This window comes from Streptomyces sp. 3214.6, assembly GCF_900129855.1.
Lineage (GTDB): Bacteria > Actinomycetota > Actinomycetes > Streptomycetales > Streptomycetaceae > Streptomyces > Streptomyces soliscabiei.
The window spans coordinates 5038864-5065239 of record NZ_LT670819.1 but is presented as its reverse complement, the minus strand read 5'-3'; the positions used below and the strand labels follow the sequence as shown (position 1 = coordinate 5065239).

Genomic DNA, 26376 nt, shown 5'->3' with positions numbered 1-26376 from the left:
GACGCCCTCCCGGGCGGCTGAGAGGCCCCGGCTTCTCCCCGGAAGCCGAGAGCTCCGGGCGGAGTCCGGCCGCTTCTCCGAGAGGTCCGGGGTGCCCACTCCCCCCGGCGGACACCGCGTCCCTCCCACTCGACTCCGCCGTAGGGAACGCCGTAGACCGGCTCTCCCCCGGTCGCCCGGGACGTCCGCGTCGGTCGTCTCCCGCCACCTGCGACGCCGCGCTTGATCGCGGCTACACGCATGGTGGGACGCCATCTCCGAGGCGCTCGAGGCAGCACGCACCGAGGGCGGGGGCAGGGCGCCCCCGCCTCAAGTGGCGGCGAAAAGGCGGCCACCGCCTTCCTGCCCAGCCCCCGAAGGGGCTTCGACATGGGCCGATACCGTCACGGATCCGGAGAAATGCTCCACCCATGGGCGACACCGCCTCGCCCGCATCCCCTCGGCCGTGTCCCCTCCGCCGAATCCACTCCGCCGAATCCACTCCGCCGCACCGCCTCGTCCGCATCGCCTGGTGCGAAAGCCGCCGCGCCCCACCCGGCGGACTCGCCCTCACCTCGGCCACCACCGAAACACGCCCTCACCCAGCCGCCGGGATTCCGGCTTCCCGGCACCACCCCACCCACCCGAACCCCCTCCCTCCCGCCTCCCGAATCACACTCCCCCCAGCCGACACGGTCCGCCGCTCAACGCGGCCGAGCCGCCCTCGGGGCGTGGGGTGCGGGTGTGGGCGCGGTGAGTGCCGGGTGAGTGGGGACTTCCGAAGCCCGGCCCAATCGGGGCGAAAGCCGCGATGAACAGGTCCCTTGCTCCGATTCACCACCCCTGGGTCATCACACGGCACGATCCGCATTCCTATGATGGGCGCACGGCACCGCGGGCCGCTGCGACCAGGCAGCCCGAAGAGTGCAGATGCGGCGCGATGGTGGAGGGGTCTGATGACTCAGGGGGCCGGTCAGGGACCCGAGGCGGAGCGGACGGCGACGTTGCGTGACTTCCGGGTGCCCGCGTACGTCCACGAGACCGGTCCGTACGGCCACGGCGCGCACCCCGGCAACGCCGCGCCGCCCCTCGAGGAGCCGCTGGAGCATCCGGAGGGCTACACGCCCACCCAGCGCGATCTGCCCGTCATCAACCGTCGCGGCGACACCCTTCAGGTGGCCGTGGACCCGGCGGCCGTCCAGGCTCCGCTGCCCGCGACCGGCCCGGGCCCGCTGTTCGTCGTCGGCGACGTGCACGGCTACCTCGACGAACTGGTGGCCGCACTGCAGGAGAAGGGCCTGATCGACGCCGCCGGCAACTGGTGCGCGGGCACCGCCCGGCTGTGGTTCCTCGGTGACTTCACCGACCGCGGCCCGGACGGCATCGGCGTCATCGACCTCGTCATGCGCCTGTCCGCCGAGGCCGCCGCGGCCGGCGGATACTGCAAGGCCCTGATGGGCAACCACGAGCTGCTGCTGCTCGGCGCCAAACGCTTCGGCGACACCCCCGTCAACTCCGGCGCGGGCACCGCCACCTTCCAGGCGGCCTGGCTGCTCAACGGCGGCCAGAAGTACGACATGGACCGCCTCCAGGACCACCACCTGCAGTGGATGGCCCGCCTCGACGCCGTCGAGGAGGTCGACGGCCACCTACTCGTCCACTCCGACACCACCGCCTACCTCGACTACGGGGACTCGATCGAGGCGGTCAACGACACCGTCCGCGAGACGATCACGCGCAACGACGCGGACGAGGTGTGGGATCTGTTCCGCAAGTTCACCAAGCGCTTCTCCTTCCGCGACGAGGGCGGCGCGGACGCCGTCCGCTCCCTGCTCGATACGTACGGCGGCACCCGCATCGTTCACGGCCACAGCCCAATTCCCTATCTGCTGGGCGAAGTCGGCTCCGAGGACGGCGAGGACAACGGCGGTCCGCACGTCGAAGGACCGCACGTCTACGCCGACGGACTGGCCATCGCGATGGACGGTGGCGTGACGATGGCCGGAAAACTGCTGGTCCAGCAACTGCCCCTGAATATCTGAGCGTTCCGGGGCCGGCCGGGGCCCCGTTCGGACACCTCGGCGACGCCGCAGGCCAGGGGCCAATTTCGGCAAACCCCCTGTCACCTCATGCCGTCGCCGCTCTACCATCGGTCTATCCGTAGCAGGCTCCCCTCCGTTTCTGCCCGACGGCTCGTTGGCATGCGAGCCCCAAGCCCTACGGAGCATCGGGGGATGCACATGAACAGCGTTCCGCAGCACCTGCACAGCGAGGACCGCCAGGAGTACGAGCGGATCCTCGACGAGGCGCTGCGCTCCGCACCACACCACCCGGAACTGGCCGCTGTGGGGCAGCGGCTCAACCCAGAACAGCTGCGCACCATGGCGCTCAACGCCTCCGCGCTCATCACGGTGGCCGCGGCGTCCGAGTACCAGCACTACATAAAGGTCCGCGAGGAACTGCGCCACCCCGCGCCGTCCACCCCGTCGTCCACGTCCGAGACCGGCTCCGCCGAGCCGGGCGCGACCGCGGTGGGGCTCGCCACCACCATGGGGGAGGCGGCCCAGGCCGCCGAGGCCGCCGGGGCGGGCGCCGTCGCCGCCGTCCTCACCCCCGTTCTCGCCGGGACCGCAGCGGTGATCTTCCTGCTCGTGGGCTATCTCCTCAGGGCGCTGGACCCCGACCAGGCGTTCGCCAGGACCATGCTCACCGCCGGGTGGGCGTTCGGTGCCGTGGCCGTGGCCGCGATCCTCGTCGCCACCGTCGCGCTGCTGCTCGCCGCCCTGCGCAACCGGCCCTCCCTGGAGGCCGAACCGTACGGCGAGCTGAGCGAGGAGGTCGCCGCGGCCAGGGAGGCCTGGCGGGAGGCCCTGCTGGAACGCGGCATCCTGCCGTTCCTCCGGGAGGCACTCGCCGCCCCCGGTGCGGCGACCGCCCTGCACACCGACCCGGTCCCGCCCACGGTCACGGGCCGCCTTCCGAAGATCGGCTACGACCGGCCGGGCTTCACCAGCCCGGACGACGGCCGTTCGACGGGCCCCCGCCCGAGCTTCAGCAGCCCGGACTACACGAGCCCGGACTTCGGCGGCCCGGAGAATCGGCCGGAATAGGCACTCGGCTTGCGCCCCCGCCGACCCTTGCCGAGGGGAGCGCAAGCCGTACGCCGTGCAGGCAGGCAGGCAGGCAGGCAGGCAGGCAGGCAGGCAGGCAGGCAGGCAGGCAGGCAGGCAGGCAGGCAGGCAGGCAGGCAGATGGTCTGTCAGTCGGCCAGCGGCAGATAGACCCGGTTGCCGCTCGCCGCGAACTCCTTCGACTTCTCCAGCATCCCCTCGGCGATCTCCTCCGCCGAGGCACCGTCGGCCGCCCCACCGCCGAACCGCTCGGTGATGCTCTGACTGATCTTCATCGAGCAGAACTTCGGCCCGCACATGGAGCAGAAGTGGGCCGTCTTCGCCGGCTCGGCCGGAAGCGTCTCATCGTGGAACTCCCGTGCCGTGTCCGGGTCGAGGGCGAGGTTGAACTGGTCCTCCCAGCGGAACTCGAAGCGGGCGTCGGACAGCGCGTCGTCCCATTCCTGTGCACCGGGGTGCCCCTTGGCGAGGTCGGCTGCGTGGGCGGCGATCTTGTAGGTGATGACGCCGGTCTTGACGTCGTCACGGTTGGGCAGGCCCAGGTGTTCCTTGGGCGTGACATAGCAGAGCATGGCCGTGCCCCACCAGGCGATCATCGCGGCACCGATGCCGGAGGTGATGTGGTCGTACGCCGGCGCGACGTCCGTCGTCAGCGGGCCGAGCGTATAGAACGGAGCTTCATCACAGATCTCCTGCTGAAGGTCGATGTTCTCCTTGATCTTGTGCATCGGGACATGTCCCGGGCCCTCGATCATCGTCTGTACATGGAAACGCTTCGCGATCCGGTTGAGTTCCCCGAGCGTCCTCAGCTCGGCGAACTGCGCCTCGTCGTTGGCGTCCGCGATGGAACCCGGCCGCAGCCCGTCGCCCAGCGAGTACGTGACGTCGTAGGCGGCGAGGATCTCGCAGAGTTCCTCGAAGTTCTCGTAGAGGAACGACTCCTTGTGGTGCGCGAGGCACCAGGCCGCCATGATCGAGCCGCCGCGCGAGACGATGCCGGTCTTCCGGTTGGCGGTGAGCGGGACGTACGGGAGGCGGACGCCGGCGTGGACCGTCATGTAGTCCACACCCTGCTCGGCCTGTTCGATGACCGTGTCCTTGTAGATCTCCCAGGTGAGCTCCTCGGCCCGGCCGTCCACCTTCTCCAACGCCTGGTAGAGCGGAACCGTGCCGATCGGGACGGGGGAGTTGCGCAGCACCCACTCGCGGGTGGTGTGGATGTTCCGGCCGGTGGACAGGTCCATGACCGTGTCGGCGCCCCAGCGGGTCGCCCAGGTCATCTTCTCGACCTCCTCCTCGATGGAGGACGTCACCGCCGAGTTGCCGATGTTGGCGTTGACCTTCACCAGGAACCGCTTGCCGATGATCATCGGCTCGATCTCCGGGTGGTTGACGTTGGCCGGCAACACCGCGCGGCCCGCCGCGATCTCCTCGCGGACGACCTCCGGAGAAACGTTCTCCCTGATGGCCACGAACTCCATCTCGGGCGTGATCTCCCCCCGGCGCGCATACGCGAGTTGGGTGACCGCCGCGCCGTCCCTGCTGCGGCGCGGCAGGCGCGGCCGCCCGGGGAAGACCGCGTCGAGGTTGCGCAGACCGCCGCGCGGCGACGTGTGCTTGAGGCCGTCGTCCTCGGGACGGACCGGCCGGCCCGCGTACTCTTCGGTGTCCCCCCGGGCGATGATCCAGTTCTCGCGCAGCGGCAACAGCCCCCTGCGCACATCGGTGTCGGCGAGCGGATCGGTGTACGGACCAGAGGTGTCGTACAGCGTGACCGACTGCCCGTTGGTGAGGTGCACCTGACGGACCGGCACCCGCAGGTCGGGGCGAGTGCCCTCGACGTAGCCCTTGTGCCAGCCGATGGACTTCCTGGCCTCCACGGTGTTCGCGTCGACCTCGTTTTCGCTGGTCGCGTTCTGCGTGAAGGCAGGCGTGCGCGCGTCCTTGTTGGTCATGAGACCTACTCCCTACGCCGGCATTACCCGGTAACAGGTTCGGCGGTCGACGCAGCGGCTACCGCCTGCCGACGTTTCCTGTGAAACATCACTCGAATCGAGAGACGTTCCACGTGAAACATCGCTAAGACGGAGGTCAGCGCCCTCTCAGCCCGGTGCTCCGAGCTCCCGCGTGTGCAAAGGTGCCTCCACGCTAGCGTCAATTCGGGCGCGGTGAACAGAGGGCCCCCGTCGTTCTTGCGATGATCGGTCGGTGACCACGACACACCAGCCCCCGTACCCGCCCCCCGAGCCGCCTCGCCGGCCGGGCTCCGGAAACGGCGCCGCCAGTGGCCCCGCTCCTGGCAGCGGCTCCGGGAGCGGCCCCGGGAACGACCGAGATGTCCACAGCGGTCACGATGGCGGGCGTGATCACGGGCAGAGCCCCGATCACGGACCGGGGTACGCCGGTGGACTGGGTCGGCTGGGGCGTGGTGGAACCCCCAGAGGCCGGGCGCAGGAGCCCGGCGGAGCCTCCGCGCCGGGGAACCAGGCGGGAGGCGGCAACGGACGAGGGTACGGCTACGAACCTGGATACGGTCCTGGATACGGCCGTCTCGACGGTGCCGATGCGGACACCGGCGTCGGCCCGGGCTACGGGGCCAGCGCCGGCACTGGCCCCGAGTACGGATACGGGCGTGGGCGCGGCGAGCACGGTCATGCGCAGAATCCCGACCATGGTTATGGCGGCGACCCCGGGAACGGCCCCGGAAACGGCACCAGGCACGGCTCTGGCGAGGGACCTGGCGCGGGACTAGGCGCGGGACCTGGCGCGGGACCTGGTGACGGCCAGGAACGTGGCCCGGGCGACGAGCACGGGCACAGGCACGGGGGACACGGGCACGGCCGCGGGGGGTCCGGCGATGGGCACGGCCACGGTTCCGGGGGTGGTCACGGGCACAGCCACAGCCATGGCCCTGCGGCCCCCGTCTCCCAGCACCTGCGCAAGGTCATCGCGGCCATCCTCATCCCGTTCGCCGTGGCCGTGGTGGTCGGGCTCGTGGTGCTGTGGCCCGGTGGCGCGCCGGCGCACGAGCGCACGGGAGTCGGCTTCGACCGGCAGACCCAGCAGGCCACGGTCACCAAGGTCGTGAGCGTGAGCTGCGCGTCGGTGAACGCCTCGAGCGAGACGCCGACCGGCGACACCTCCACGGCCGAGGGATCCTCCGCACAGCAGCAGGCGAGCGGAACCTGCAAGAAGGCCACGATCCGTGTGGACACCGGCAACGACAAGGGCCGGACGTTCACCGAGATCGTCCAGCCGGACCAGTCACGGCAGTTGGAACAGGGCGAGAAGGTCGTGGTCGCCTACGAGCCCTCCGCGCCGAAGGACCTGCAGTACTCGGTCACCGACGTGAACCGCCGCGTCCCTATGACCGTGCTCGCCCTCATCTTCGCGGTCGCCGTCGTGGTCGTCGGGCGGCTTCGGGGCGTCATGGCGCTGGTCGCACTGGCCATCAGCTTCCTGCTGCTGAACTTCTTCGTCCTGCCCGCGATCCTGCAAGGCTCGAACCCGTTGGTCGTGGCGGTGGTGGGGGCGAGCGCCATCATGCTGATCGCGCTATATCTGTGTCATGGTCTCTCGGCCCGCACCTCGGTCGCGGTGCTCGGCACGCTCATCTCGCTGCTGCTGATCGGCATCCTGGGTTCGCTGTTCATCGACTGGGCCGCGTTGACGGGCAACACGGACGACAACACGGGCCTGATCCACGGGCTGTACCCGTCGATCGACATGAGTGGTCTGCTGCTCGCCGGCATCATCATCGGCTCGCTCGGTGTCCTCGACGATGTGACGGTCACCCAGACGTCGGCGGTCTGGGAGCTGCACGAGGCGAACCCGTCGATGGGCTGGCGCGGGCTGTACCGGGCAGGCATCCGCATCGGCCGCGACCACATCGCGTCCGTGGTGAACACGCTCGTCCTCGCCTACGCCGGTGCCGCGCTGCCGCTGCTGCTGCTCTTCTCGATCGCCCAGAGCAGTGTGGGCGGCGTCGCCAACAGTGAGTTGGTCGCCGAAGAGATCGTGCGCACGCTGGTGGGGTCGATCGGCCTGGTCGCCTCCGTGCCCGTCACGACGGCCCTGGCCGCCCTCGTGGTCTCCGCCGACCGTCCGGGCACCGCGACGGCCCCCGCCCCGGCCCCGGAGACGTCTCCGGCGGCCACGGAGGTTACGGCAGGAGCGACGGCCGCGGGTCCCGCCCAGGGCCGTGGCGGCCGAGGCAGGCGACGCAAACGCTGAGCCGACCGGCACCCGGAAGCCGAACCGCACTGGCCGGCTCTCGGGCGGGCGCACCACTTTCTTCACCGCCCCGAGAAGAAGCGTTCCTGCACGGCCCCACCCATGACGAAGTGCACCGTCACCCCCGTGCCGCCGACGCGTCAGCCGGCACTCTGCTCCTCGGCCAGGATCCGGTCCAGCGCTTCGTCCAGATGCGCGTCGAAATCGGCAAGTGCACCCTCCTGACCCAGCGGTACCAGCTTGTCGGTGCGGTCGAGAAACGCAACGAGGGGAGCCGCCGAGGAGCGGAACAACGCCTGGTCACCCCCGACCTGAAGCCGGATCAGAACCTCTCCCAGCACGTCGGGATCGACGGGCGAGACACGGACGTCCCCTTCGCCACACGCTCGGCCCACCCCGTCGATGAGCAGCTCACGCCCGAAGGCCCAGGTCACCGGGGCGTCACCGGGCAAATGGAAGGTGAGTCGCACGGCATAGGGATCGCACGACTCGTAACCCAGCTCCACCGGGATGCGGAACGAGAGTTCCTCGGAGACGAGGAAGCTCATCATGACCTCTGCCTGTACTGCCTGTACGGACTCGCGCATCGCGTTACCCCGTCATTTGCTGTCGAATGGCCGGTATTCAACCCCTGACACTGCACCGCATCTTGCTGAACGTACACAACAGATCACAAGGAGTGAGTTTTCAGATACTGATAGAGATCGCGATTGACCCCAGCGACCGTCCGACCTCGCTCTGCAGTTGCCGCGCCGCCGGGAGCAGGCGGTCGGCGTGATGGGAGGGGAGAGAGATCGCCATCGTCGCCGCCGTGGCGCCCACGGTGATCGGGATCGCGGCGCACACCGTGCCCAGCGCGTACTCCTGCCGTTCGACGACCGGTTCCATGCGCCGCGTCCGTTCCAGACGCCGCAGAAGGGTGTGGTCGTCACGCACGGTGTACGGGGTGATCGACCGGGCCGGGTAGCGGTCCAGGTGGTCGCGGCGCGCGTCCTCGTCCAGTTGGGAGAGCAGGCACTGGCCGATGGCATGCGCGTGTCCGGTCTCGCGGAAGTCGGCCCATTCCTCCACCGCCGGGTTGCCCGGGGTGTCGGAGACGCACATGATCTCGATCTCGCCGTTGCGGTATCGCGCGTAGTACACGGGGACACCGATCGAATCGCGCCATTGGGCGAGGGTGTCGGCGACCGTGCTGCGACGTTTCTGCGCCGCCCCGCTGCTGCCGAGCCGCTCGGCTGCCTCGCCGAGGAAGAACAGCCCCTTGTCCCGGCGCAGATAGCCCTCATGCACGAGGGTGCGCAGGAGGTGGTATGCCGTGGGCAGCGCGAGGCCGGTCTCCCGGGCGAGCTGCTTGGCCGGAGCCCCGTACTGGTGCTCGGCGACGGTCTCCAGCAAGCGCATCGCACGCTGGACGGAGCCGATCAGGGTGGCCGCGGGGTGGGGATGTTCGGCGCCGCCGCCGGGGCTCGGCGGGCGTTGAAGTGGGGGTGTGGAGGAAAGCGGACGGGCGGGGGGCGCGTACGGCTGTGCGGATGCGGTGTCAACCATGGCCAAGGGTCACTCCCGAAGCGCGAGGGGGCGGTCCGTGCGGGGGAACACGGGAGGGGGGTGTACGCCGCTCGCGGGGGTCGTCCCCGCGTCGAATTCCGGACTTTAACCGTCCGCCACCGCTTGCAGACGGGCTGTCAGGAAAACTTCCCCCGGCCGAGGGAACCGGTGATTCCTGTTACCGATCACCGGCCTCCCGGACCGCTCACCAGTCGCTTCGCGACGACGAACTCGACATGAACTTCCGTACGACGTAGATGAGTCCGCCGACCAGCGCCACGAAGACCAGCAGCTTGAAGAGCAGGCCGATCACGAACCCGACGACGCTGGCTATCAGCCCGCCGAACACGACCAGCGCGATGACCGGCACCGCAACCCACTTCACCCACCACGGCAGTCCCGCGAAGATCTCTCGCATCGCCCTTGTCCTCATCCTCTTCGGTCGATGTCCGGCACCCTGTCGGGCCGGATCCTTTCGATGTCCTGCCGTCGATGCTAGATCCGAAGAGGGTGCCTACGGGGGCGTCGCGTCCCTTGTCCTCCCCTGACCGATCCCCTAGGGAACCCCGAGGCCATGGATCGGCTGCGAGGCGGAGACGCTCAGCCCTCGGGCGGCGAGAACACCACCAGGACCCGGAGATCCTCACTGATGTGATGGAACTTGTGGGCGACACCCGCCGGGACGTACACCACACTGCCGCGTGCGACCTGTGTGGTCTCCATGCCGACGGTGATCGAGGCGCGCCCGCTCACGACGAAGTACACCTCGTCCTGGTTGTGCGGGTTCTGTGGATCATGCGTGCCGGCATCGAGCGCGTACAACCCGACGGACATGTTCCGCTCACGCAGAAACTGCAGGTAGGCGCCGTCGTTGGCGGCTCGCTCCGCCTCCAGTTCATCCAACCGGAATGCCTTCATCGACCTTGTCCGCCCTCGTCCAGTGCTCGTTTGCGATCTCTCTGCCACGATCAGACACATGAAGAATTTCGTAGTCAAGACGATCGCCAACGCGGGCGCCCTGGCGGTCGCCGTCTGGCTGCTCGACAAGATCACTCTGACCGGTGACAGCACGGGCAAGAAGATCGGCACCCTCATCGTCGTCGCACTGCTCTTCGGCCTGGTGAACTTCCTGGTCAAGCCGGTCGTGAAGGTGCTGACCTTTCCCCTGTTCATCCTCACGCTCGGTCTGATCACCCTGGTGGTCAACGCCTTGATGTTGCTGCTGACCTCGTGGCTGGCCGACAAGCTCGACGTCAGTTTCCATGTGGAGGGCTTCTGGACGGCGGTCCTGGGCGGTCTGATCATCTCCGTCGTCTCCTGGGCGCTCAACGTCGTCCTGCCCGACGGGGAATGAGTCCGCGATGACCTACCGTGTCTGTTTCGTGTGTACCGGCAACATCTGCCGTTCGCCGATGGCCGAGTCGGTCTTCCGCGCGCGCGTGGCGGACGCGGGCCTCGACGGACTGGTCGAGGTCGACAGTGCCGGCACGGGCGACTGGCACGAGGGCGAGAACGCCGATCCGCGCACCCTGTCCCTTCTGGAGCAGCGCGGATATGCCCTCGATCACACGGCTCGACGGTTCGAGCCGGCCTGGTTCGCCCGCCTCGACCTCGTGATCGCGCTGGACTCGAGCCATCTCAAGGCCCTGCGGCTCCTCGCACCCACCGAGGAGGACGCGGCGAAGGTACGGCTGCTGCGCTCTTTCGACCCCGCGGCCTGCGACGATCTCGACGTCCCCGACCCTTACTACGGGGGCCGGGACAGTTTCGAGGAGTGCCTTGAGATGGTGGAGGAGGCGAGCGCCGGTCTGCTCGCCGCGGTGCATGCCGACGTGGAAGGACAGATGGCATGAACGATTCCGCTCCGAAGGGAGGGCCTGAGGGAGGCGACGGCGAGGGTACGCGCGCGGTGCGGGCCGGGCTGCCCGAGCCGGTGAAGTACGAGCCGACCCTTCCCGGCCCGGTGTTCGCGGCGCACTTCCACCTGCCCGGCGAGCCCACGGGCCCGTACACCTACGGCCGTGACGAGAACCCGACCTGGACCCATCTGGAGCGCGCCATCGGCGAGCTCGAGGCGCCGGGGCAGGACGGCGTCGAGACGCTCGTCTTCGCCTCCGGCATGGCCGCGATCTCGTCGGTGCTCTTCTCCCAGCTGCGGGCCGGGGACACCGTCGTGCTGCCTGCCGACGGCTACCAGGTACTGCCCCTGGTGCGGGCGCAGTTGGAGGCGTACGGCATCGAGGTGCGTACCGCCCCGACCGGCGACGACGCCCAGCTCCACGTCCTGGACGGCGCGAAGCTGCTGTGGATCGAGTCACCGTCGAACCCCGGGCTCGACGTGTGCGACATCCGGCGGCTCGTCGAGGCGGCACACGCGCGTGGTGCGCTCGTGGCCGTGGACAACACCCTCGCCACGCCGCTCGGGCAGCGTCCGCTGGAACTCGGCGCCGACTTCTCGGTGGCCAGCGGCACCAAGCAGCTCACGGGCCACGGCGACGTCCTGCTCGGCTACGTCACCGGCCGGCCCGGCGAGCCGATGACGGCCGTACGGCGTTGGCGGAAGATCGTCGGGGCCATCCCCGGGCCCATGGAGGCCTGGCTGGCCCATCGGTCGATCGCCACGCTGCAGTTGCGTGTCGACCGGCAGAGCGCCGCCGCCCTGGCCGTGGCCGAGGCGCTGCGGGGGAGGCCCGGGGTGAGCGCCCTGAGGTACCCGGGTCTGCCCGACGATCTCTCCCACAAGGTCGCCTCGCAGCAGATGCGGCGCTATGGGTGCGTGGTCTCCTTCACGCTGCCCACGCGCGCGCGTGCCGAGCGTTTCCTTGAGGCGCTGCGCCTCGTGGACGACGCGACCAGCTTCGGCGGGGTGCGCTCCACCGCGGAGCGGCGCGGGCGCTGGGGCGGGGACGCGGTGCCGGAGGGCTTCATCCGGCTCTCCGTCGGCGCCGAGGACCCCGAGGACCTGGTGGCGGATGTGCTGCGCGCGCTGGCGGAGTCGGCGCGGTGACCCGCTTACGCGCGCCCCTACGCAGTCCCGCTCAGCACAACGGACGGTCCGAGCCTCCCCCCTCGTGGCTCGGACCGTCCCCGGTTCCGCGCGCGAAGAACCGCGCGAACAAGGCTAATTGACTCTGTGTCAGTGTCCAATCACTGGAGCGACACAGACCTATCGACTTATTTATAGTTGGGCCCTGCCTCGGAGCCGGAGAAAAGAGCTGGGAAGGGGGAGGACACTCCATGGATCTGGCCTTGCTCCGCACCTTCGTGACCGTGCACCGGGCCGGCTCCTTCACCCGCGCCGCCGCTCTGCTGGGTCTGTCCCAGCCGGCCGTCACCTCCCAGATTCGCACGCTGGAGCGGCAGCTCGGCCGCCCCCTGTTCCTGCGCCAGGCCCGCGGGGTGACGCCGACGAGCATCGGGGACGAGCTCGCCCACAAGGCCGCCCCCCACCTCGACGCCCTCGTCGAGATCGCCGAGACCGGCCTCGACGACGAATCCGCCTTACGGACGCTGCACCTCGCCGGTCCTCTCGAGTTCACCGCCGAACGGGCTCTTCCCGCGCTCACCGAGCTGTCCGGCGCCGACGGACAGGGGTTCGCCCTGCGCGCCTCCTTCGGAAACGCGGAAGATGTCCTGGAGGGCCTGGCGGCCGGACGCCACGACCTGGCCATCAGCACGGCTCGGCCGCGCGGAGCGCTGCTCACGGCCACCCTGCTGTGCGACGAGGAGCATGTCCTGGTCGCCGCCCCGCAGTGGGACGAACGGATCGACGCGGGGCAGGTGCGCCGCAAGGGCGCGTCCGCGCTGGAGAACCTCCCTGTCGTCGAGGTCCACGAGTCGCTGCCTCTCGTCTCCCGCTACTGGGCCTCCGTCTTCGACTCCCGCCCCGCTGCCTCGGGCACCGTCATCGTGCCCGACCTGCGCGCGGTGCTCGCCTGCACGGTTGCGGGCGCCGGCCTGGCCGTTCTGCCCCGCTATCTGTGTGCGGCCGCTCTCGAACGTGGTGACGTCGTAGCGCTGCACGAGCCGACGGTGCCGCCGCTACGGACGTACGTCCTGGTGGTGCGCACCGGAACGCTGGCGATGCCGCATGTCGCACGGGCCCACGCGTGGTTGCTGGAGGCAGCCGCCGAGTGGTGCTGAGCCGACTCCCGGTAGGAGGTCACGGCATGAGCCCGCCCGGTGACGTTTCGCGATGTTTCACGTGGAACCAGCCGGGCCACATTTCTCCCATGACCGTCCGACCCGTGGTCAAGCGCACCGCACGAGCCGTTCTGCTGGACGGCGACAACCTGATCCTGATCAAGCGCACCAAGCCCGGTGTGGATCCCTACTGGGTCACGCCCGGTGGCGGGGTCGAGCCCGATGACGCAACCGTCGTGGACGCCTTGCACCGTGAGGTTCACGAGGAACTCGGCGCCAAGATCACCGACGTCGTGCCCTGCTTCGTCGACACCGTGGAGCACATCGGCGACGACGGCGGCGCGACCGGCGTCAAAGTGCAGCACTTCTTCGTCTGCCACCTGGAGTCCATGGACCCGTCCCAGCGGCACGGCCCCGAGATCGAGGAGCCCGCCGGCGAGTACGAGATCGTCCGCGTACCGTTCACCCGCGTCGGAATCGCCTCCGTCCATCTCGTGCCGCTGTCCCTGCGGCACTATCTCGACGGCAACATCGAGGGCGTCCGCGCCATGCACGCTCCCGACCTCGGCTGACCACAGGGCATCGGGTCAGCTCCCGGCGGCGACGAGTTCCTCGACGGAGTCGTGGCGTATGCGCTCGGCGGGGATACCGAGACCGCGCAGGGCGTCCACACCGCTGCGGATCATGCCGGGCGGACCGGAGACATAGGCGTCGTATCCGGTCCAGGGACCGAAGGTGCGTATCGCTTCGGGCAGCTGAAGCAGACCGTGCCGGTCCACCACCGGGCGCACCTCCAGCCAGGGGTGGGACCGCTGGAGTCTGAGCATCGTGTCGAGGTCGTACAGGTCGTGGTCGCTGCGGGCGCCGTAGAACACCTCCACCGGACGGCGGGCGCCGCGCTCGGCGACGTCCTCGACGAGTGCCTTGATGGGGGCTATGCCGGTGCCGCCGCCCAGACAGAGCAGACCGCTGTCCCTGGTGTGATCGACGGTCATGGAACCGGCCGGCGGCCCGAGCCGGATGACGTCGCCCGGGCGTGCGCGGTGCACCAGGGCGTTGGAGACCCATCCCGCGGGGACGGCCTTCACGTGGAGCGTCAACAGACCGTCGGAGCGCGGCGCCGAGGCGAAGGAGTAGTGCCGCCAGATCCGCGGCCACCACGGCGTTTCCAGACTCGTGTACTGCCCGGCGAGGAACGGGTAGGGCTGATCGGGGCGGACGGTGAGGATGGCGACATCCGGCGTCCGAAGGTCGTGGGAGACGACCTCCGCGTACCACCACGCCGGTGCGCGCAGTTCGTCGGCGGCCGCCGCGTCGATCATCACCTGGGAGATCGTGGTGTAGGTCCGGACCCAGGCCGCCTCCGTCTCGGCGTCCCACACGGAGTCGGCGTACTTGCTCAGCGCGCCGATGAGGCACTCGCCGACGGCCGGGTAGTGCTCGGCCCGGGTGCCGTACTTGCGGTGGCCACGGCCGAGGTTCTGCAGGTACTCGACGAGGACCGGGGTGTTGTCGATGTGCTCGGCGGCGGTGAGCAGGGCCTTGAGGAGCCGGTCCCGCTGGGCGTCCATCGCGGGCGGGAAGAGCGAGCGCAGGTCGGGATGGCGGACGAAGAGCATCGCGTAGAAGTACGACGTGACCTTGTCGGCCACCGGGGCCACCTCGGCCATGGTGCGCCGGATGAGGATGGCGTCCGGCGACGCGTCCGTGTCGGGTGCGGACCGTTGGGCGGGCACGAGGGGTTCAAGGGGCGAGGCAGTGAGCTGTTGCGCGGGAGGATGCGAGTCCACGGGCGCTTGCGACTCCTCAAGGGCCTGCGGTTGGACGGGCGCCTGAGGCGGGGAGGGGTCCTCCTGCCGGGCGGGCGTCCAGGGCTCCACGGAGGTGTGCGCCTCGACCGGGTTCGAAGTGTCGAGGAGCGAAGGCGGTTCGGTCAGCGACTGGGGATGTGCGTCGGCGGGGGCGGCCGTCGCGGCGGGGGGCTTCGGGCCCGGCGGTATTCGGGGCCCGGTGTCCGTGGTGCCCACTTCAGGTGCGTCGGCGTGCGAGTCGGTCGCGTTCCGGCCCACCGGGCGTAGCGCGGCCAGACGGCGGCCCCCTGAAGTCCCCTGCTCGCCCCCCGCAGCCGGTTCCGGCTGCTTACGCGGTGTGAACCATCCGTCCCCGCCGCCGGACGTGCCGTTGTCGGCCGACCTGCTGGTCGGAGCGTCCATGGTGTGCCTCGCCTCGAACATCATTCGATCGGTCTGCGCACTTCCTGGATCGGAAGGTGCCTGCTTTCCCCGCAGACGGCTTGCTTTCCCCATCGGTTCCGCAACCGTGACAGCCGCGGTCCACCCGTATTTCCGCGCCGCGAACACGTAAGGCGAGAGCGTGACATGGGGCGCAGCGCTCTCACCGCAGCATCCCATCCTGTGCAGGCGCCTCGGTCACATCACCGGAAATGCAGGTCTTCGATCTCTCCGTCCCGTTAGGCTGCATTGCCCTGCTCTCGGCTCGCACGGAATGTGCATCACGTCAGGCGCATCTCGTCCCGGAAGCGAACCGGAGTCGACCATACCGGCCGCCGCTCGCGGCACAAGTCCCGCCTTCCCTCGTGGAACAGCGGCTTTGCTCGACCCCTCTGTTTCACGTGAAACATGCCATCGCGGGCGACGTACTGTGCAGTCGCCGCAGCATGGCCAAAAGCACGTATGTCCACGGGGAAACCGGTGGACGCCGACGGTGCCGGTCGTACAGCCTGACCTGCGTGCCGACTCCTCCCCTCACCGCTCTACCCATCCGCCGTCTGACGCACCGGGACCTCACCGCCTGCGCCGACTTGTCCGAGGATCGGGGGTGGCCACGCGAGGAACACAAGTGGGGCCTCCTCCTCTCGGCCGGCAAGGGATACGGCATCGACGACCCCGACGGGGGGCTCGTCAGCGCCTGCGTCGTCACCGAGTACGGCCCGTACGGCAGTCCGGATCTCGGCGCCATCGGCATGGTGCTGGTCGCTGAGCGGCACGCCCGGCAGGGTGTCGGCCGGCGGCTGATGCGCCATGTCGTCTCCGTGATGGATGCCACCCCTCTGACGCTGCATGCCACACCGAACGGACGTCCGCTCTACGAGGAGCTGGGCTTCAAGTGCACAGGCCGCGCGGAAATGGTGCGAGGTCATTTCACGCCGGACGAACGGGCTCCGGGCGTCGCCACCCGTGCGGCCACTGCCGAGGACCTGTCCTCGATCCTCCGGCTCGACGAGGAGGTCTTCGGCACCGATCGCACGCACATGATCACCCGCTTGCCCGCCTTCGCCGACCAGTTGCGGGTCGCCGAGGACAAGGGCCGGATCATCGGCTACGCGGCCGCGTGGCCCAACATGGACACCCAGGTCGTGGGCCCGCTGATCGCCCGGGACACGGCGACCGCGAAGGCCCTTCTCTCCTCCCTCGCCGCCCACGCGGACCGACCGCTGCGCACCGACATCGACATACGGCACGAGGAACTGCTCACATGGGTGAAGGCACGTGGGCTGGAGCCCGTTGCCTTCAACTCCGTGATGACCTACGGGATCACGGAGTTGCCGGGCGACTGGCGCCGCCGCTTCGCCCCTCTGACGGTCGCGGCTACCTGAGGACACGCGGACTGACAGAACGCCGATTCCCCTGTTAACGGGAAGTCGGCGTTCTTCGTGGACTGCCGCTGTCAGACGAGCGTCTCCACGGCGGTCGCGGCGATTTTGGTCAATGGCGCGACGGCGGTGGTACTCATCAGGCAGTTCTCCTAGTGGTTGAGGGAAGGGCAGACGGGCGAACGGCCCAAGTTCAGCGCCGGGGGGTCGTCTGCCGCCCCACGGGCGTGCCGCCCGCGACGACGGCGCTGGGAATGCCCGAGGCCCGGTCGCGGCGTTCCAGGGCGGCCGAGACGAAGGCGAGGAACAGGGCGCTAGCGGCGAGGGCGGCGCCGACCCAGTTCGGCGCGGTGTATCCCAGGCCCGCCGTAATGACGAGTCCGCCGAGCCAGGCGGACAGTGCGTTGCCGAGGTTGAATGCTCCGATGTTCACCGCCGAGGCCAGGGTCGGGGCTCCGTGCGCCTGGTCCAGGACGCGCTTCTGCAGGGGCGGGACGGCGGCGAAGCCCAGGGCGCCGATCAGCACGATCGTGAGGGCCGCGAGGATCTTGTTGTGGGCGGTCACCGTGAAGAGGGCCAGGACGACCGCCAGGGCACCCAGTGAGGCGTACAGCATGGGCATCAGGGCGCGGTCGGCGAACTTTCCGCCGATGAGGTTGCCGCCCACCATGCCGAGTCCGAAGAGAACGAGCAGCCAGGTGACGGAGCCGTCGGCGAAGCCGGCCACATGGGTCATCATCGGCGAGATGTAGGTGATGGCCGCGAAGACGCCGCCGAAGCCGAGGACGGTCATCGCCATGGCGAGCAGGACCTGGGCGTTCTTGAGGGCGGCCAGCTCGTGCCGCAGGTGGACGCCCTCGACCCGGGGTAGCTCGGGCACGAGCTTGGCGATGCCGACCAGCCCGACGACGCCGAGCGCGGCGACGACAGCGAAGGTGACTCGCCAGCCGACGTTCTGGCCGACGAGAGTGCCGAGCGGGACGCCGACGACGTTGGCGACGGTGAGGCCGGTGAACATCATCGCGATGGCCCCGGCCTTCTTGTCGGCGGCGACCAGCTCGGCCGCGACGACCGAGCCGATGCCGAAGAAGGCGCCATGGGCGAGGGAGGCGACCACACGGCCGATCAGCATGACGGTGAAGGTGGGGGCGACGGCGGAGAGCAGGTTGCCGACGATGAACAGAACCATCAGCAGCATCAGCATTCGCTTGCGGGCGACCTTGGTGCCGAGGGCAGTCATGAGCGGAGCTCCGAACATGACTCCGAGCGCGTAACCGGTCACGAGGAAGCCGGCCGTGGGAATGGAGACGCCGAAGTCGTCCGCGACGTCGGGGAGCAGGCCGACGATCACGAATTCGGTGGTTCCGATTCCGAAGGCCCCGATCGCGAGGGCCAGAAGCGCGAGAGGCATAGGAGGTGACACCTTCCGAGAAGATTGCACGTGCGCTTTACGTGCGCCAACAATAGTTGCAGACGCGGGCTAAGTGCAACCGCCGTCTATTTCGGAGTTGCTCTATCCTGGTGTCAGCCGCTCCGGGACCGAGGAGAACCCATGACTGCGACGGACCCCGCACTCACCGCCCTCGCCCAGAGCTGGTGCGCCCTCTCCCTCCTGCACGGGAGGATCGAGGCCCACATCGAGCGCGCGCTGCAGGCCCGCCACGACCTGAGCGTGCGCGAGTACTCCCTGCTCGACGTGCTCAGCCGACAGCACGACGGCGACGGCGGGCATCTGCAGATGAAGCAGGTGGCCGACGCGGTCGTCCTCAGCCAGAGCGCCACCACCCGACTGGTGACCAGGCTCGAGGACCGCGGACTGCTCGAGCGCTACCTGTGTCCCACCGACCGCCGCGGCATCTACACCAACGTCACCGAAGCCGGTCTGAAGCTGCTCGCCGAAGCCCGCCCGACCAACGACGCCGCCCTGCGCGAGGCACTCGACGAAGCCGCGAAGAACCCGGAACTGGCCCCGCTGGTACAGGTCGTGGAGTCACTGAAGGCACCCGCCGCCTTGGGTGCATAGGGTCGCGGGCATGGAAGATCTTGAAATACGGGCGGCCGTCGCCGAGGACATCCCCGCGATCGTCGGCATGCTCGCGGACGACCCCCTCGGCGCACAGCGCGAGTCGCCGGACGACCTCAGCCCGTATCTGACCGCGTTGGAACGACTCACCGCCGACCCGAACCAGCGCCTGGTCGTCGCTGTCCGCAAGGGGCGCGTTGTCGGCACCCTCCAGCTGACGATCGTCCCGGGCCTGTCCCGCCGCGGCTCGACCAGGTCGATCATCGAGGGCGTGCGGGTACACGCCGACGAGCGCGGCAGCGGCCTGGGCACGCGGTTCGTCGAGTGGGCGGTGGAGGAATCCCGGCGGGAGAACTGCCAGTTGGTGCAGCTGACCTCCGACACCACACGCACCGACGCCCATCGCTTCTACGAGCGGCTGGGCTTCGTGGCCTCCCACATGGGCTTCAAGCTGCAGCTCTGAAGGCTCGGCGTGCCGGGAGAAGCGTTCCGGGGTGGAAGCGCGCTGTTTCACGTGAAACAGCGCGCTTCCACCCGGCAGGTGTGGCTAGCCGATAGCCCGCCACCCCTCCGGGTCGACGCCGCCGGGGACAGCCGCTCCCTCGTCGTACGGCTGACGCGTGAACACGAACGACCCGAGGTCCAGGTGGTCCACGCTCCCGTCAGGCCGTCGTACGGCCCTCAGCAGCTCTTCGGCGTAGTAGCCCTCCAGACCGGTCCAGGTACCGTCCCCGTTCGGCCGGAACCGGGAACGCCGACCGCCGCCGGACAGCGGCCCCAACGAGATGAGCCCGTCGGCCGTCACACGCAGGGCGAAAGGGTTCGTACCCCAGTACCACTGGCCCGCCAGCTCCAAGGCGGAAGAGTCGACCTCTCGCAGCGGACGCCACGGTTCGGGAATCCGTGGCTCCGCCTCGGCGACGATGCGTACGAGATCGACGGCCACCTGGGACGTCAGAAGGCCGGAGGTGCAGTTGGCGAGCACCACCGCGGCAACGTCGTCCGCCACGCCCACGGTGAGGGTCGCCAGGAATCCGGGAACCGAGCCGGAGTGGCCCACGAGCAGTCGGCCGTCCCGGTGCTGAACCTGCAGTCCGAGTCCATACGTGGCGCCGTCCGCCACATCCGCCAGCCCGGCCGGAGCCGCGGGCGTCCACATCTCGCGCAGAGTTTCCGCGCTCAGCACCCGGTCGTCCCCCCGCATCAGGAAGGCGGCGAATCGCGCGAGATCACCGGTCGTTGACCACAGCTGCCCCGCCGGGGCCATCCGCCCGAAGTCCTCGGCCGGCTCCGGCAGCATCACATCCGCCCACGGGTGCACCGCCCACCCACCCGCAGCCGGCGCCTGCGATCGGACAGTCGTGCGGTTGAGACCCAGGGGTTCGAGCACTTCACGCCGCAATACCTCTTCCCAGGACGCTCCACGGAGCTCTTCCACAAGAGCGCCCAGGAGGGTGTAACCGGGGTTCGAGTAGTGGTACCGGCGGCCGGCCTGGTGCGGGGTGGCCTGGTCACCGAGGACGTCGGCGAGTTCGGGCCGTAGCGAGCCCGGGGTCCGCTCCCACCACGGTCCGGGCGCCTCGGCCGGCAGCCCGCTGGTATGGGCGAGCAGTTCGGCCACCGTGGCCTCCCCCGCGCCGGTGCCGGGCAGGTGCTTCTCCAGGGGGTCCCCGAGGTCGAGCACCCCCTCGTCGCGCAGCCGCAGCACAAGGACTGCGGTGAAGGTCTTCGTGATGGAGCCGATCCGGTACTGCACGTTCTCATCCGGCGCGTGACCATCGACCGAGGTCCGTGCCCCGTGCCACACGGCCCGCCCGTCCCGTACGACCGCGGCGACCAGCGAGGGGGAACGCCCTTCGGCCTGGGCCACGGCGATCCGGTGGAGCAGCGCCCGCCGCGTACCGGGGAGCAGCTCTTCCTGAGGTGTCGTCATAGGCCCAGTCCACCCGCCCACGCGGTCGGCGTCGAGCTCATTTCACCAGGAAGTCGAGGCCGATCCGGAACGACTGGTCGCCGAGGTGTGTGTGAGTTCCTGGCGTACGACTAAGCTTGTTCTTTATGGTCTGAGTCGGTTTCGTTCGATGATGCTCTCGGGCCGTTTCACGGTCTTGCCCACGTCGTAGCGGGTGGCGGGCCGCCGGTTCTTCGAGCCAAGTGGCCTGCCTGGTCCGGGTGTTGCGGGTTTCGGTGCACGGGCCGGACAGCGCAGGTGCGGGCGGAGGTTTCTGAACCCCCGGCGGACTCTGGCCGGGGTGGGCCGGCTGGGCTCGGCGGGCCTCTCCCACGGTCGCCGCAAGTCGGCGGCGGCCTCGCGCAGGAGGCGGATCTGGGTTTGCGCGGCGATGACCAGCCAGGTCCATCGCTCGCCGGCCTCGGGGGTCCGCAGCTTCGGGCGGGTCCACCCGAGGGTCTGTTTCATCAGCCTGAAGAGGTGCTCGATGTCGAATCTTCTCAGGAACGCCTGCCAGCGCACGTCGACGTCCTTGCTGTTCAGGCCGGTGGCGGACGACCAGAGCCAGAGCGGGAGCGGGTCGCCTCCGCCGGGCAGGCGGTCGACCTGGAGGCGGATCAGCGTGCCCTCGATGATGGGGAGTTCGCCGGTGTGGTCGATCCATGCGGAGCGGGTGGTCAGGCGGGGGTGGATGCGGTCCCAGGCCATCGCGTGGGCGGTGCCGTATCGGTCGGTGACCTGCACGGTGGCCGCGTCTGGCTCGCCCCAGGTGTCCGGCTTGGCGAAGCGGAACTCCTTGCCGTGCTTCGGCGGCCGCCCGCCCTGCGGGTAGGCCAGGGCGTACTCCTTGAGCGAAGGTGTCGGCCGTCGCATGACGCGGTCGGAGCGCATCCGTCCCAGCACCTCGACCGGGAGGCCGGCCAGGAGGTGGGCCATGCGCGGTCCGTCGTAGCCGGCGTCGAAGACAATGAGGATGTCGCGGTCGCCGAGGTGCCAGCGGCCCATCTCGATCAGGTCCTCGACCACGCGGCGGAGCTGGGCGGCGGTGACCTCGGCGACGTCGTCCTCCGGGCCGAGACGGACGGCGTCCAGCAGCTGGCACCAGGATGTCCGACCCGATTCGAGGGCGGCGACGAAGGAGTACGGCCAGCCGGGGATGAACTGATCCGAGGACCGTCCGCTGCGACCGTAGACGTGGCAGAACAGGCGGTCCGCGCTGGTCGGCGCGTCCGGGCGGAGCCAGTTGCTGACGTCGACCGCCAGGACCAAGCGCCCGTCGGCGGCTCGCGGCATCGGCAACCCGGCCAGCACCTGTCGCAGCCGCGGCACATCCACGTTCCCGCAGTTCAACGCGTCGTACATCGCGCCGTGCCCACGCCGGTGCTCGGCCACCAGCGTCAGATCCACCGGCGAAGTCACCGGACCGTCCGCACACAGCAACGCATCGACAAGCTCGAACAGCTCGTCCCCGCGCGCGGTCAGGCAGTCGAATAAGTCCTCCCGAAAGCGTGACGCTTGCGCGAACGCCTCCCCAGGACCGGCGTCAGACAGCAGACTCACCCTCACGGCCTTCGTCTTGATCAGTGCACCTTGGTCGGAGCACAGGATCAGACGAAGGCCGCCCCAGCGTCCGGCGAACACCCAGGTGAACGTCCAAGTTCGAAGCACATTTCGAAACATCCCTCACGCGGCCGACCTGGCGATAACGTGATCGACATGGCAGCTGAGGGTGAAGCCACAGATGACGAAGCACTGGTCGGCGGCATGGTGAACGCGGGCGCGGTCGTCCGGCGTGGCACCCTGGTGGAACGCCCGGCCCCGCGCACCGCGCGCGCCCTTCACTCCTACCTCCTCGCGCTCGAAGAGCACGGCTTCGACGCGGCTCCCACCCCGGTCGGTCTCACCGCGGACGGCCGCGAACGGCTGACCTTCATCCCCGGCGACGTCGCCCTGCCGCCGTTTCCGCGCTGGGCGATGACGCAGAGCGCGCTGAGATCGGTGGGAAGCCTGCTGCGGCGCCTGCACGAGGCCAGCGCGACCATCCCGGCCGATACAGATGTCGAGTGGCCCCGGGACCTGGCCGACCCCAAGGGCGGGACGATGCTGTGCCACAACGACGTGTGCCTGGAGAACGTCGTGTTCCGCGATGGTCGTGCGGCGGGCCTGATCGATTTCGACCTGGCGGCCCCTGGCCGACCGCTGTGGGATGTCGCCATGACCGCCCGGTACTGGGTTCCCATGCTCGATCCCGAATCCGCGATGGCTCTCTATCCCGCAGGGCTGGATGCCCCGACGCGATTGCGGATTCTCGCCGACGGTTACGGGCTATCCCGGCAGGACCGCGCTGAACTGCCCGACGTCATCGAACAGGCCACCGCGTCCTGCCGGGCCTTCGTCGCCGACCGCGTGGCCGGCGGGGAGCCCGTCTACACCCAAGCTCTGGCCGAGCGCGGTGGCTGGCAACGCTGGGACCGCATGCAGGAATGGCTGGCGACGCACCACCTGAGGTTCACGACAGTGCTGCTGGAGTGACGGACAGAGGTTAAAAGACAAGCTAAGAGGTTGTGGCCCCAACCTCCCGCGCAGCGGCAAGGTAGGCGAGAACCAGTGGCCGTGTGTCGTCCTGGCAGGCGGCCACCGCCAGTTGGGACGGGGAAATGCCCCGGACCGGCACGGCGATCACCTCGTCCCGGACGACCAGCGGGGCGTTACCGGCGGCCAGCAGCGCCACCCCCTGGCCGCCGACGACCGCCTCGTGGGTCTCCTCGGCGCTGGCCACCACCCCGCCGATCCGCGGCTGGCGACCGTCCCGGGCGTCCAGGGCAAGCCAGAAGTCCCGCAGCGGGCCGGCCTCCGGAGGGAGGGCGAGGAAGGGCTCCTCCAGCAGGTCGGTGAAGTCCACCTTTCCCTCGGGGTCGGACGCGGCCCGCGCCGCCAAGGGGTGTCCGTCCGGGAGTGCGACCAGCCGAGGCTCGCGGGCTACCACCGCATACTGGTAACGGTCTTCGTCCGGCAGTGGCAGCCAGACGAAGGCCACGTCGCTGGATCCATCCGCCAACCCGGCGCTGGAATCCGCCCAGTTGACCTGGCGCAGGACAGGCTGCGCGTCCGGATGTCGGGAGACAAGGCGGGTCCGCAGAGCGGGCAGCAGCCCGCGGCCCGGGCTGGTGGACATGCCGATCACCAGAGTGCACCGCTCGGCGGTCTTCGCCTCCTCCACCGCCGCCTCCGCGGCCTGCCAGGCGGCCAGCACCGCGCGGGCGTGCGGTAACAGGGCTTCCCCCACCGCGGTCAACCGCACTGTCCGCCGGTCTCGTTCGAACAGGACCACGCCGAGTTGCTTCTCCAGCATCCGTATCTGCTTGCTCAGAGCGGGTTGGGAGACGAACAGCCGCTCGGCGGCGCGGGTGAAGCTCAATTCCTCGGCGACCGAGGTGAAGTAGCGCAGATCACGCCCATGGACGTCCATAACTCATGGCTATCACAACGGATCTTGGACGCCGCCCCGGTGCCTGGCGAAGGATGGGACCTGCCGACGGGGCGGCCCGAACGGCAGTTGACGAGGGAGATGAAGATGAGCGAGGACGCCAAGGTCTGGCTGGTCACCGGCGCGAGCAGCGGTTTCGGGCGGGCCATCACGGAGGCCGCGATCGCCGCTGGTGACACGGTGATCGGCACCGCCCGGCGAACCGAGGCGCTGGACGACCTGGTCGCCGCGCACCCGGACCGTGTCGAGGCGATCAGCCTGGACGTCACCGACGGCGAGCGAATCGATGAGGTGGCCGCCGACGTCCTGGCCCGCTACGGCAGGGTGAACGTGCTGGTGAACAACGCGGGCCGCACCCAGGTAGGGGCGTTCGAGGAGACCACCGACCAGGAGCTGCGCGACCTGTTCGAGCTGCACGTGCTCGGCCCGGCGCGGCTGACCCGGGCGCTGCTGCCGCAGATGAGGGAGCGGGGCAGTGGATCGGTCGTGAACATCAGCAGCTTCGGCGGGCAACTGTCCTTCGCCGGGTTCTCCGCGTACAGCGCGACCAAGGCGGCGCTGGAGCAACTGTCGGAGGCCTTGGCCGACGAGGTGGCGCCGTTCGGCATCAAGGTGCTGATCGTGGAGCCCGGCGCGTTCCGTACCAACCTCTTCGGCAAGGGTGCGGCGTACTTCTCCGAGGAGAACCCGGCGTACGTGGAAAAGGTCGGCGCGACCCGGCGGATGGTGCAGGGCAGCGACGGCAGCCAGCCCGGCGACCCGGCGAAGGCCGCGGCGGCGATCCGGCTGGCTCTGGACGCCGAGAAGACCCCGCTCCGCCTTGCCCTCGGCGGCGACGCAGTCGACCTCCTGACCGCGCACCTGGACTCCGTGCGGGCCGAGCTCACCGAGTGGGAGAAGATCTCCCGGGGGACGGACTTCGACACGGAGTGACAGCCGGGCAGGGGGAGGACCCTGTGCTCGGTGAATTCACTGCCTTGTCTTTTCCTCCGCAAGGATCTCTCTGGCCGCCGCGACCACACGCTTTCCAAAAGGTGTCGCCGTCATGGCTCGGCCCCGTTCAGCTCGTTCGAGTAAAGGCTGTCCGAGGTCACGTTCAAGGTGGGTGATCTGGGTCGTCAGCGCGGGCTGGGTGGTGCCGAGTGCTTTGGCTGCCTCGCCGATCGTGGGATAGCGCAGTGCCGCCACGAAGCGTTCGAGTCGCTGCCACGCGTGGGGACTTGTGAGAGCTTCACGCAGGACGACCGGGGCGGCGGTCGCCTGGTCTGCCGTGCGAAAAGCGGCGTTGTGGCTTCCTCCGCCGCGGGGCCGGAGAGGGATGTTATGGGCGTGGGCCCACCGCGCCATGTTCGCAGTGCTCATGCCCATCTCACGGGCGAGATCAGGCAAGGTCCGCCGGCGGACGACGTACTGCTCGACCAGCCATTCCCGTTCGACGGTTCCCCTGGGCCTGTAGTCCTGCGGTCCGTCGCGGAGCGGGATGCCGTACTCCCGCGCAAGCTCGGTCAGCACCTTGCGGGAGAAGCCGGTGAGGTCGGCGATCTGCTGAAGTGAGCGGTATTCATCCAGGTAGAGGCGGGAGAGAGTCTTTCTTGATACTTCCTGGCGGGCCCTGAAGCGGGTACGGCCCGTGGCCTTGGCCGCAGCCTCAGTCGGCGGGAGAGCAGGGGCCGGCTGTTCGTCCAGGACGAGTCGGATCGCCTCGATGCTCGTGCTGAAGGTATCGGCGGCGTGCTGGACCGGGTTCTTGCGCTGGCGGATGAGTTGGTGCAGGCGGGGAACGTCGATCTGGTCCGGATCGGGGCCGGGAAGTTCGAGCCCGCTCAGCAGGGTGAGAGGGGGCTGCCAGCTTTCCGCGACAACGCCAGATTGCCCAGGGACTGCGGACTGAACGTGCTCACACGTCCTCCAGGGCGTCCGCGTAAAAGTCGTCGTCACCCAGGTCTTCCAGATCGGCCTCGTCGTCATCGCCCGTCTCGGGCGCGTCCACCAATGCCTCTTCCTCAGGGCCGTCCGGCTCTGCGGGCTGCCCGAGGGTCTCCACCCACCGGTCATCAACTCCGGAGTGTGGCTTTTCTGTTGCCTTCTTCGGCGCGAGCCCAGCCTCTCCGCGACGACGAAAATCAGCGACCCACTTCTTCACGGCGCGAGGTGATACCCCCAGCTCATCGGCCTTAGCCGTGTATCGCGCCTCACACGGTCGCTCCGGGCGATAGTCCGGGCGGGGCTCACCGTCGCGTGCCAGTTCCGGAGCTCCAGACCGGTATC

25 protein-coding genes are annotated in these 26376 nt (G+C 69.4%); 13 read left to right on the top strand and 12 right to left on the bottom strand.

Going from position 1 to position 26376, the window contains the following annotated elements; genetic code table 11:
• Nucleotides 1-935: 935 nt before the first annotated feature.
• Nucleotides 936-2021, top strand: coding sequence for a metallophosphoesterase (locus B5557_RS22780; RefSeq protein WP_079661212.1), 1086 nt, complete (start codon nucleotides 936-938; stop codon nucleotides 2019-2021).
• Between the two features lie 192 nt (nucleotides 2022-2213).
• The gene (locus tag B5557_RS22775; protein WP_079661211.1) at nucleotides 2214-3089 is read left to right on the top strand and encodes a hypothetical protein; all 876 of its coding nucleotides are present in this window, start codon (nucleotides 2214-2216) and stop codon (nucleotides 3087-3089) included.
• A 149-nt stretch (nucleotides 3090-3238) separates the two neighbouring features.
• On the opposite strand, the gene thiC is transcribed toward B5557_RS22775, so the two are convergent.
• The gene (gene thiC / locus B5557_RS22770; protein ID WP_079661210.1) at nucleotides 3239-5065 is read right to left on the bottom strand and encodes a phosphomethylpyrimidine synthase ThiC; all 1827 of its coding nucleotides are present in this window, start codon (nucleotides 5063-5065) and stop codon (nucleotides 3239-3241) included.
• A 1018-nt stretch (nucleotides 5066-6083) separates the two neighbouring features.
• On the opposite strand from thiC, the gene B5557_RS22765 reads away from it, so the two are divergent.
• A complete protein-coding gene (locus B5557_RS22765; protein WP_443031268.1) occupies nucleotides 6084-7343 on the top strand; it encodes a YibE/F family protein in 1260 nt (419 codons plus the stop codon).
• Nucleotides 7344-7483: 140 nt separating this feature from the next.
• On the opposite strand, the gene B5557_RS22760 is transcribed toward B5557_RS22765, so the two are convergent.
• From B5557_RS22760 to B5557_RS22745, 4 genes are all read right to left on the bottom strand, one after another.
• Nucleotides 7484-7930 (bottom strand): SsgA family sporulation/cell division regulator, encoded by a 447-nt coding sequence (locus B5557_RS22760; protein WP_079661209.1) that lies wholly within the window; start codon nucleotides 7928-7930, stop codon nucleotides 7484-7486.
• Nucleotides 7931-8030: 100 nt separating this feature from the next.
• Nucleotides 8031-8897, bottom strand: coding sequence for an IclR family transcriptional regulator (locus tag B5557_RS22755; protein WP_443031267.1), 867 nt, complete (start codon nucleotides 8895-8897; stop codon nucleotides 8031-8033).
• A 199-nt stretch (nucleotides 8898-9096) separates the two neighbouring features.
• Nucleotides 9097-9309 carry a DUF5326 family protein gene (locus B5557_RS22750; protein ID WP_079661208.1) on the bottom strand — a complete coding sequence of 71 codons (213 nt, stop codon included), beginning with the start codon at nucleotides 9307-9309 and terminating at the stop codon, nucleotides 9097-9099.
• Nucleotides 9310-9491: 182 nt separating this feature from the next.
• Nucleotides 9492-9809 carry a cupin domain-containing protein gene (locus B5557_RS22745; protein ID WP_079661207.1) on the bottom strand — a complete coding sequence of 106 codons (318 nt, stop codon included), beginning with the start codon at nucleotides 9807-9809 and terminating at the stop codon, nucleotides 9492-9494.
• Nucleotides 9810-9867: 58 nt separating this feature from the next.
• Between B5557_RS22745 and B5557_RS22740 the strand changes: the two genes are divergently transcribed.
• The 5 genes from B5557_RS22740 to B5557_RS22720 all read left to right on the top strand — a co-directional run bounded on the left by B5557_RS22740 (nucleotide 9868) and on the right by B5557_RS22720 (nucleotide 13606).
• A complete protein-coding gene (locus B5557_RS22740; RefSeq protein ID WP_079661206.1) occupies nucleotides 9868-10245 on the top strand; it encodes a phage holin family protein in 378 nt (125 codons plus the stop codon).
• A 7-nt stretch (nucleotides 10246-10252) separates the two neighbouring features.
• Nucleotides 10253-10744, top strand: a complete 492-nt coding sequence (locus B5557_RS22735; RefSeq protein ID WP_079661205.1) for a low molecular weight protein-tyrosine-phosphatase — start codon at nucleotides 10253-10255, stop codon at nucleotides 10742-10744.
• Nucleotides 10741-11898, top strand: a complete 1158-nt coding sequence (locus B5557_RS22730; protein ID WP_079661204.1) for a cystathionine gamma-lyase — start codon at nucleotides 10741-10743, stop codon at nucleotides 11896-11898. The genes B5557_RS22735 and B5557_RS22730 overlap by 4 nt, the downstream gene beginning before the upstream one ends.
• Before the next feature lie 230 nt (nucleotides 11899-12128).
• On the top strand, nucleotides 12129-13034 hold the full coding sequence (locus B5557_RS22725) for a LysR family transcriptional regulator (RefSeq protein WP_079661203.1): 906 nt from the start codon (nucleotides 12129-12131) through the stop codon (nucleotides 13032-13034).
• A gap of 89 nt (nucleotides 13035-13123) precedes the next feature.
• Nucleotides 13124-13606 carry an NUDIX domain-containing protein gene (locus B5557_RS22720; RefSeq protein ID WP_079661202.1) on the top strand — a complete coding sequence of 161 codons (483 nt, stop codon included), beginning with the start codon at nucleotides 13124-13126 and terminating at the stop codon, nucleotides 13604-13606.
• A gap of 15 nt (nucleotides 13607-13621) precedes the next feature.
• On the opposite strand, the gene B5557_RS22715 is transcribed toward B5557_RS22720, so the two are convergent.
• Nucleotides 13622-15268, bottom strand: coding sequence for a globin domain-containing protein (locus B5557_RS22715; RefSeq protein ID WP_079664938.1), 1647 nt, complete (start codon nucleotides 15266-15268; stop codon nucleotides 13622-13624).
• A 515-nt stretch (nucleotides 15269-15783) separates the two neighbouring features.
• On the opposite strand from B5557_RS22715, the gene B5557_RS22710 reads away from it, so the two are divergent.
• Nucleotides 15784-16650 carry a GNAT family N-acetyltransferase gene (locus B5557_RS22710; RefSeq protein WP_079661201.1) on the top strand — a complete coding sequence of 289 codons (867 nt, stop codon included), beginning with the start codon at nucleotides 15784-15786 and terminating at the stop codon, nucleotides 16648-16650.
• 190 nt (nucleotides 16651-16840) lie between these two features.
• Here B5557_RS22710 and B5557_RS22705 read toward each other — a convergent pair whose 3' ends face one another.
• Nucleotides 16841-18058, bottom strand: coding sequence for an MFS transporter (locus B5557_RS22705; RefSeq protein ID WP_079661200.1), 1218 nt, complete (start codon nucleotides 18056-18058; stop codon nucleotides 16841-16843).
• A gap of 141 nt (nucleotides 18059-18199) precedes the next feature.
• Between B5557_RS22705 and B5557_RS22700 the strand changes: the two genes are divergently transcribed.
• Complete coding sequence (locus tag B5557_RS22700; protein ID WP_079661199.1) at nucleotides 18200-18670, top strand: MarR family winged helix-turn-helix transcriptional regulator; 471 nt, start codon at nucleotides 18200-18202, stop codon at nucleotides 18668-18670.
• Nucleotides 18671-18680: 10 nt separating this feature from the next.
• Nucleotides 18681-19133, top strand: coding sequence for a GNAT family N-acetyltransferase (locus B5557_RS22695; protein ID WP_079661198.1), 453 nt, complete (start codon nucleotides 18681-18683; stop codon nucleotides 19131-19133).
• A gap of 84 nt (nucleotides 19134-19217) precedes the next feature.
• Here the strand turns inward: B5557_RS22695 and B5557_RS22690 are convergent, their stop codons facing one another.
• Nucleotides 19218-20603, bottom strand: a complete 1386-nt coding sequence (locus tag B5557_RS22690; RefSeq protein ID WP_079661197.1) for a serine hydrolase domain-containing protein — start codon at nucleotides 20601-20603, stop codon at nucleotides 19218-19220.
• Between the two features lie 123 nt (nucleotides 20604-20726).
• Nucleotides 20727-22181 carry an NF041680 family putative transposase gene (locus B5557_RS22685; RefSeq protein ID WP_079664937.1) on the bottom strand — a complete coding sequence of 485 codons (1455 nt, stop codon included), beginning with the start codon at nucleotides 22179-22181 and terminating at the stop codon, nucleotides 20727-20729.
• A 156-nt stretch (nucleotides 22182-22337) separates the two neighbouring features.
• Between B5557_RS22685 and B5557_RS22680 the strand changes: the two genes are divergently transcribed.
• A complete protein-coding gene (locus B5557_RS22680) occupies nucleotides 22338-23153 on the top strand; it encodes a phosphotransferase (protein ID WP_079664936.1) in 816 nt (271 codons plus the stop codon).
• Between the two features lie 22 nt (nucleotides 23154-23175).
• Here the strand turns inward: B5557_RS22680 and B5557_RS22675 are convergent, their stop codons facing one another.
• Complete coding sequence (locus B5557_RS22675) at nucleotides 23176-24090, bottom strand: LysR substrate-binding domain-containing protein (RefSeq protein ID WP_079661196.1); 915 nt, start codon at nucleotides 24088-24090, stop codon at nucleotides 23176-23178.
• 105 nt (nucleotides 24091-24195) lie between these two features.
• Between B5557_RS22675 and B5557_RS22670 the strand changes: the two genes are divergently transcribed.
• The gene (locus B5557_RS22670) at nucleotides 24196-25041 is read left to right on the top strand and encodes an oxidoreductase (protein WP_079664935.1); all 846 of its coding nucleotides are present in this window, start codon (nucleotides 24196-24198) and stop codon (nucleotides 25039-25041) included.
• Nucleotides 25042-25077: 36 nt separating this feature from the next.
• Here B5557_RS22670 and B5557_RS22665 read toward each other — a convergent pair whose 3' ends face one another.
• Together B5557_RS22665 and B5557_RS45290 are read right to left on the bottom strand one after the other, a co-directional pair.
• Nucleotides 25078-26046, bottom strand: a complete 969-nt coding sequence (locus B5557_RS22665; protein WP_231976000.1) for a helix-turn-helix domain-containing protein — start codon at nucleotides 26044-26046, stop codon at nucleotides 25078-25080.
• Entirely contained in the window at nucleotides 26006-26272 is a 267-nt protein-coding gene (locus B5557_RS45290; protein ID WP_443031364.1) for a hypothetical protein, read from the bottom strand. Before B5557_RS45290 ends, B5557_RS22665 begins: the two co-directional genes overlap by 41 nt.
• Nucleotides 26273-26376: the final 104 nt, after the last annotated feature.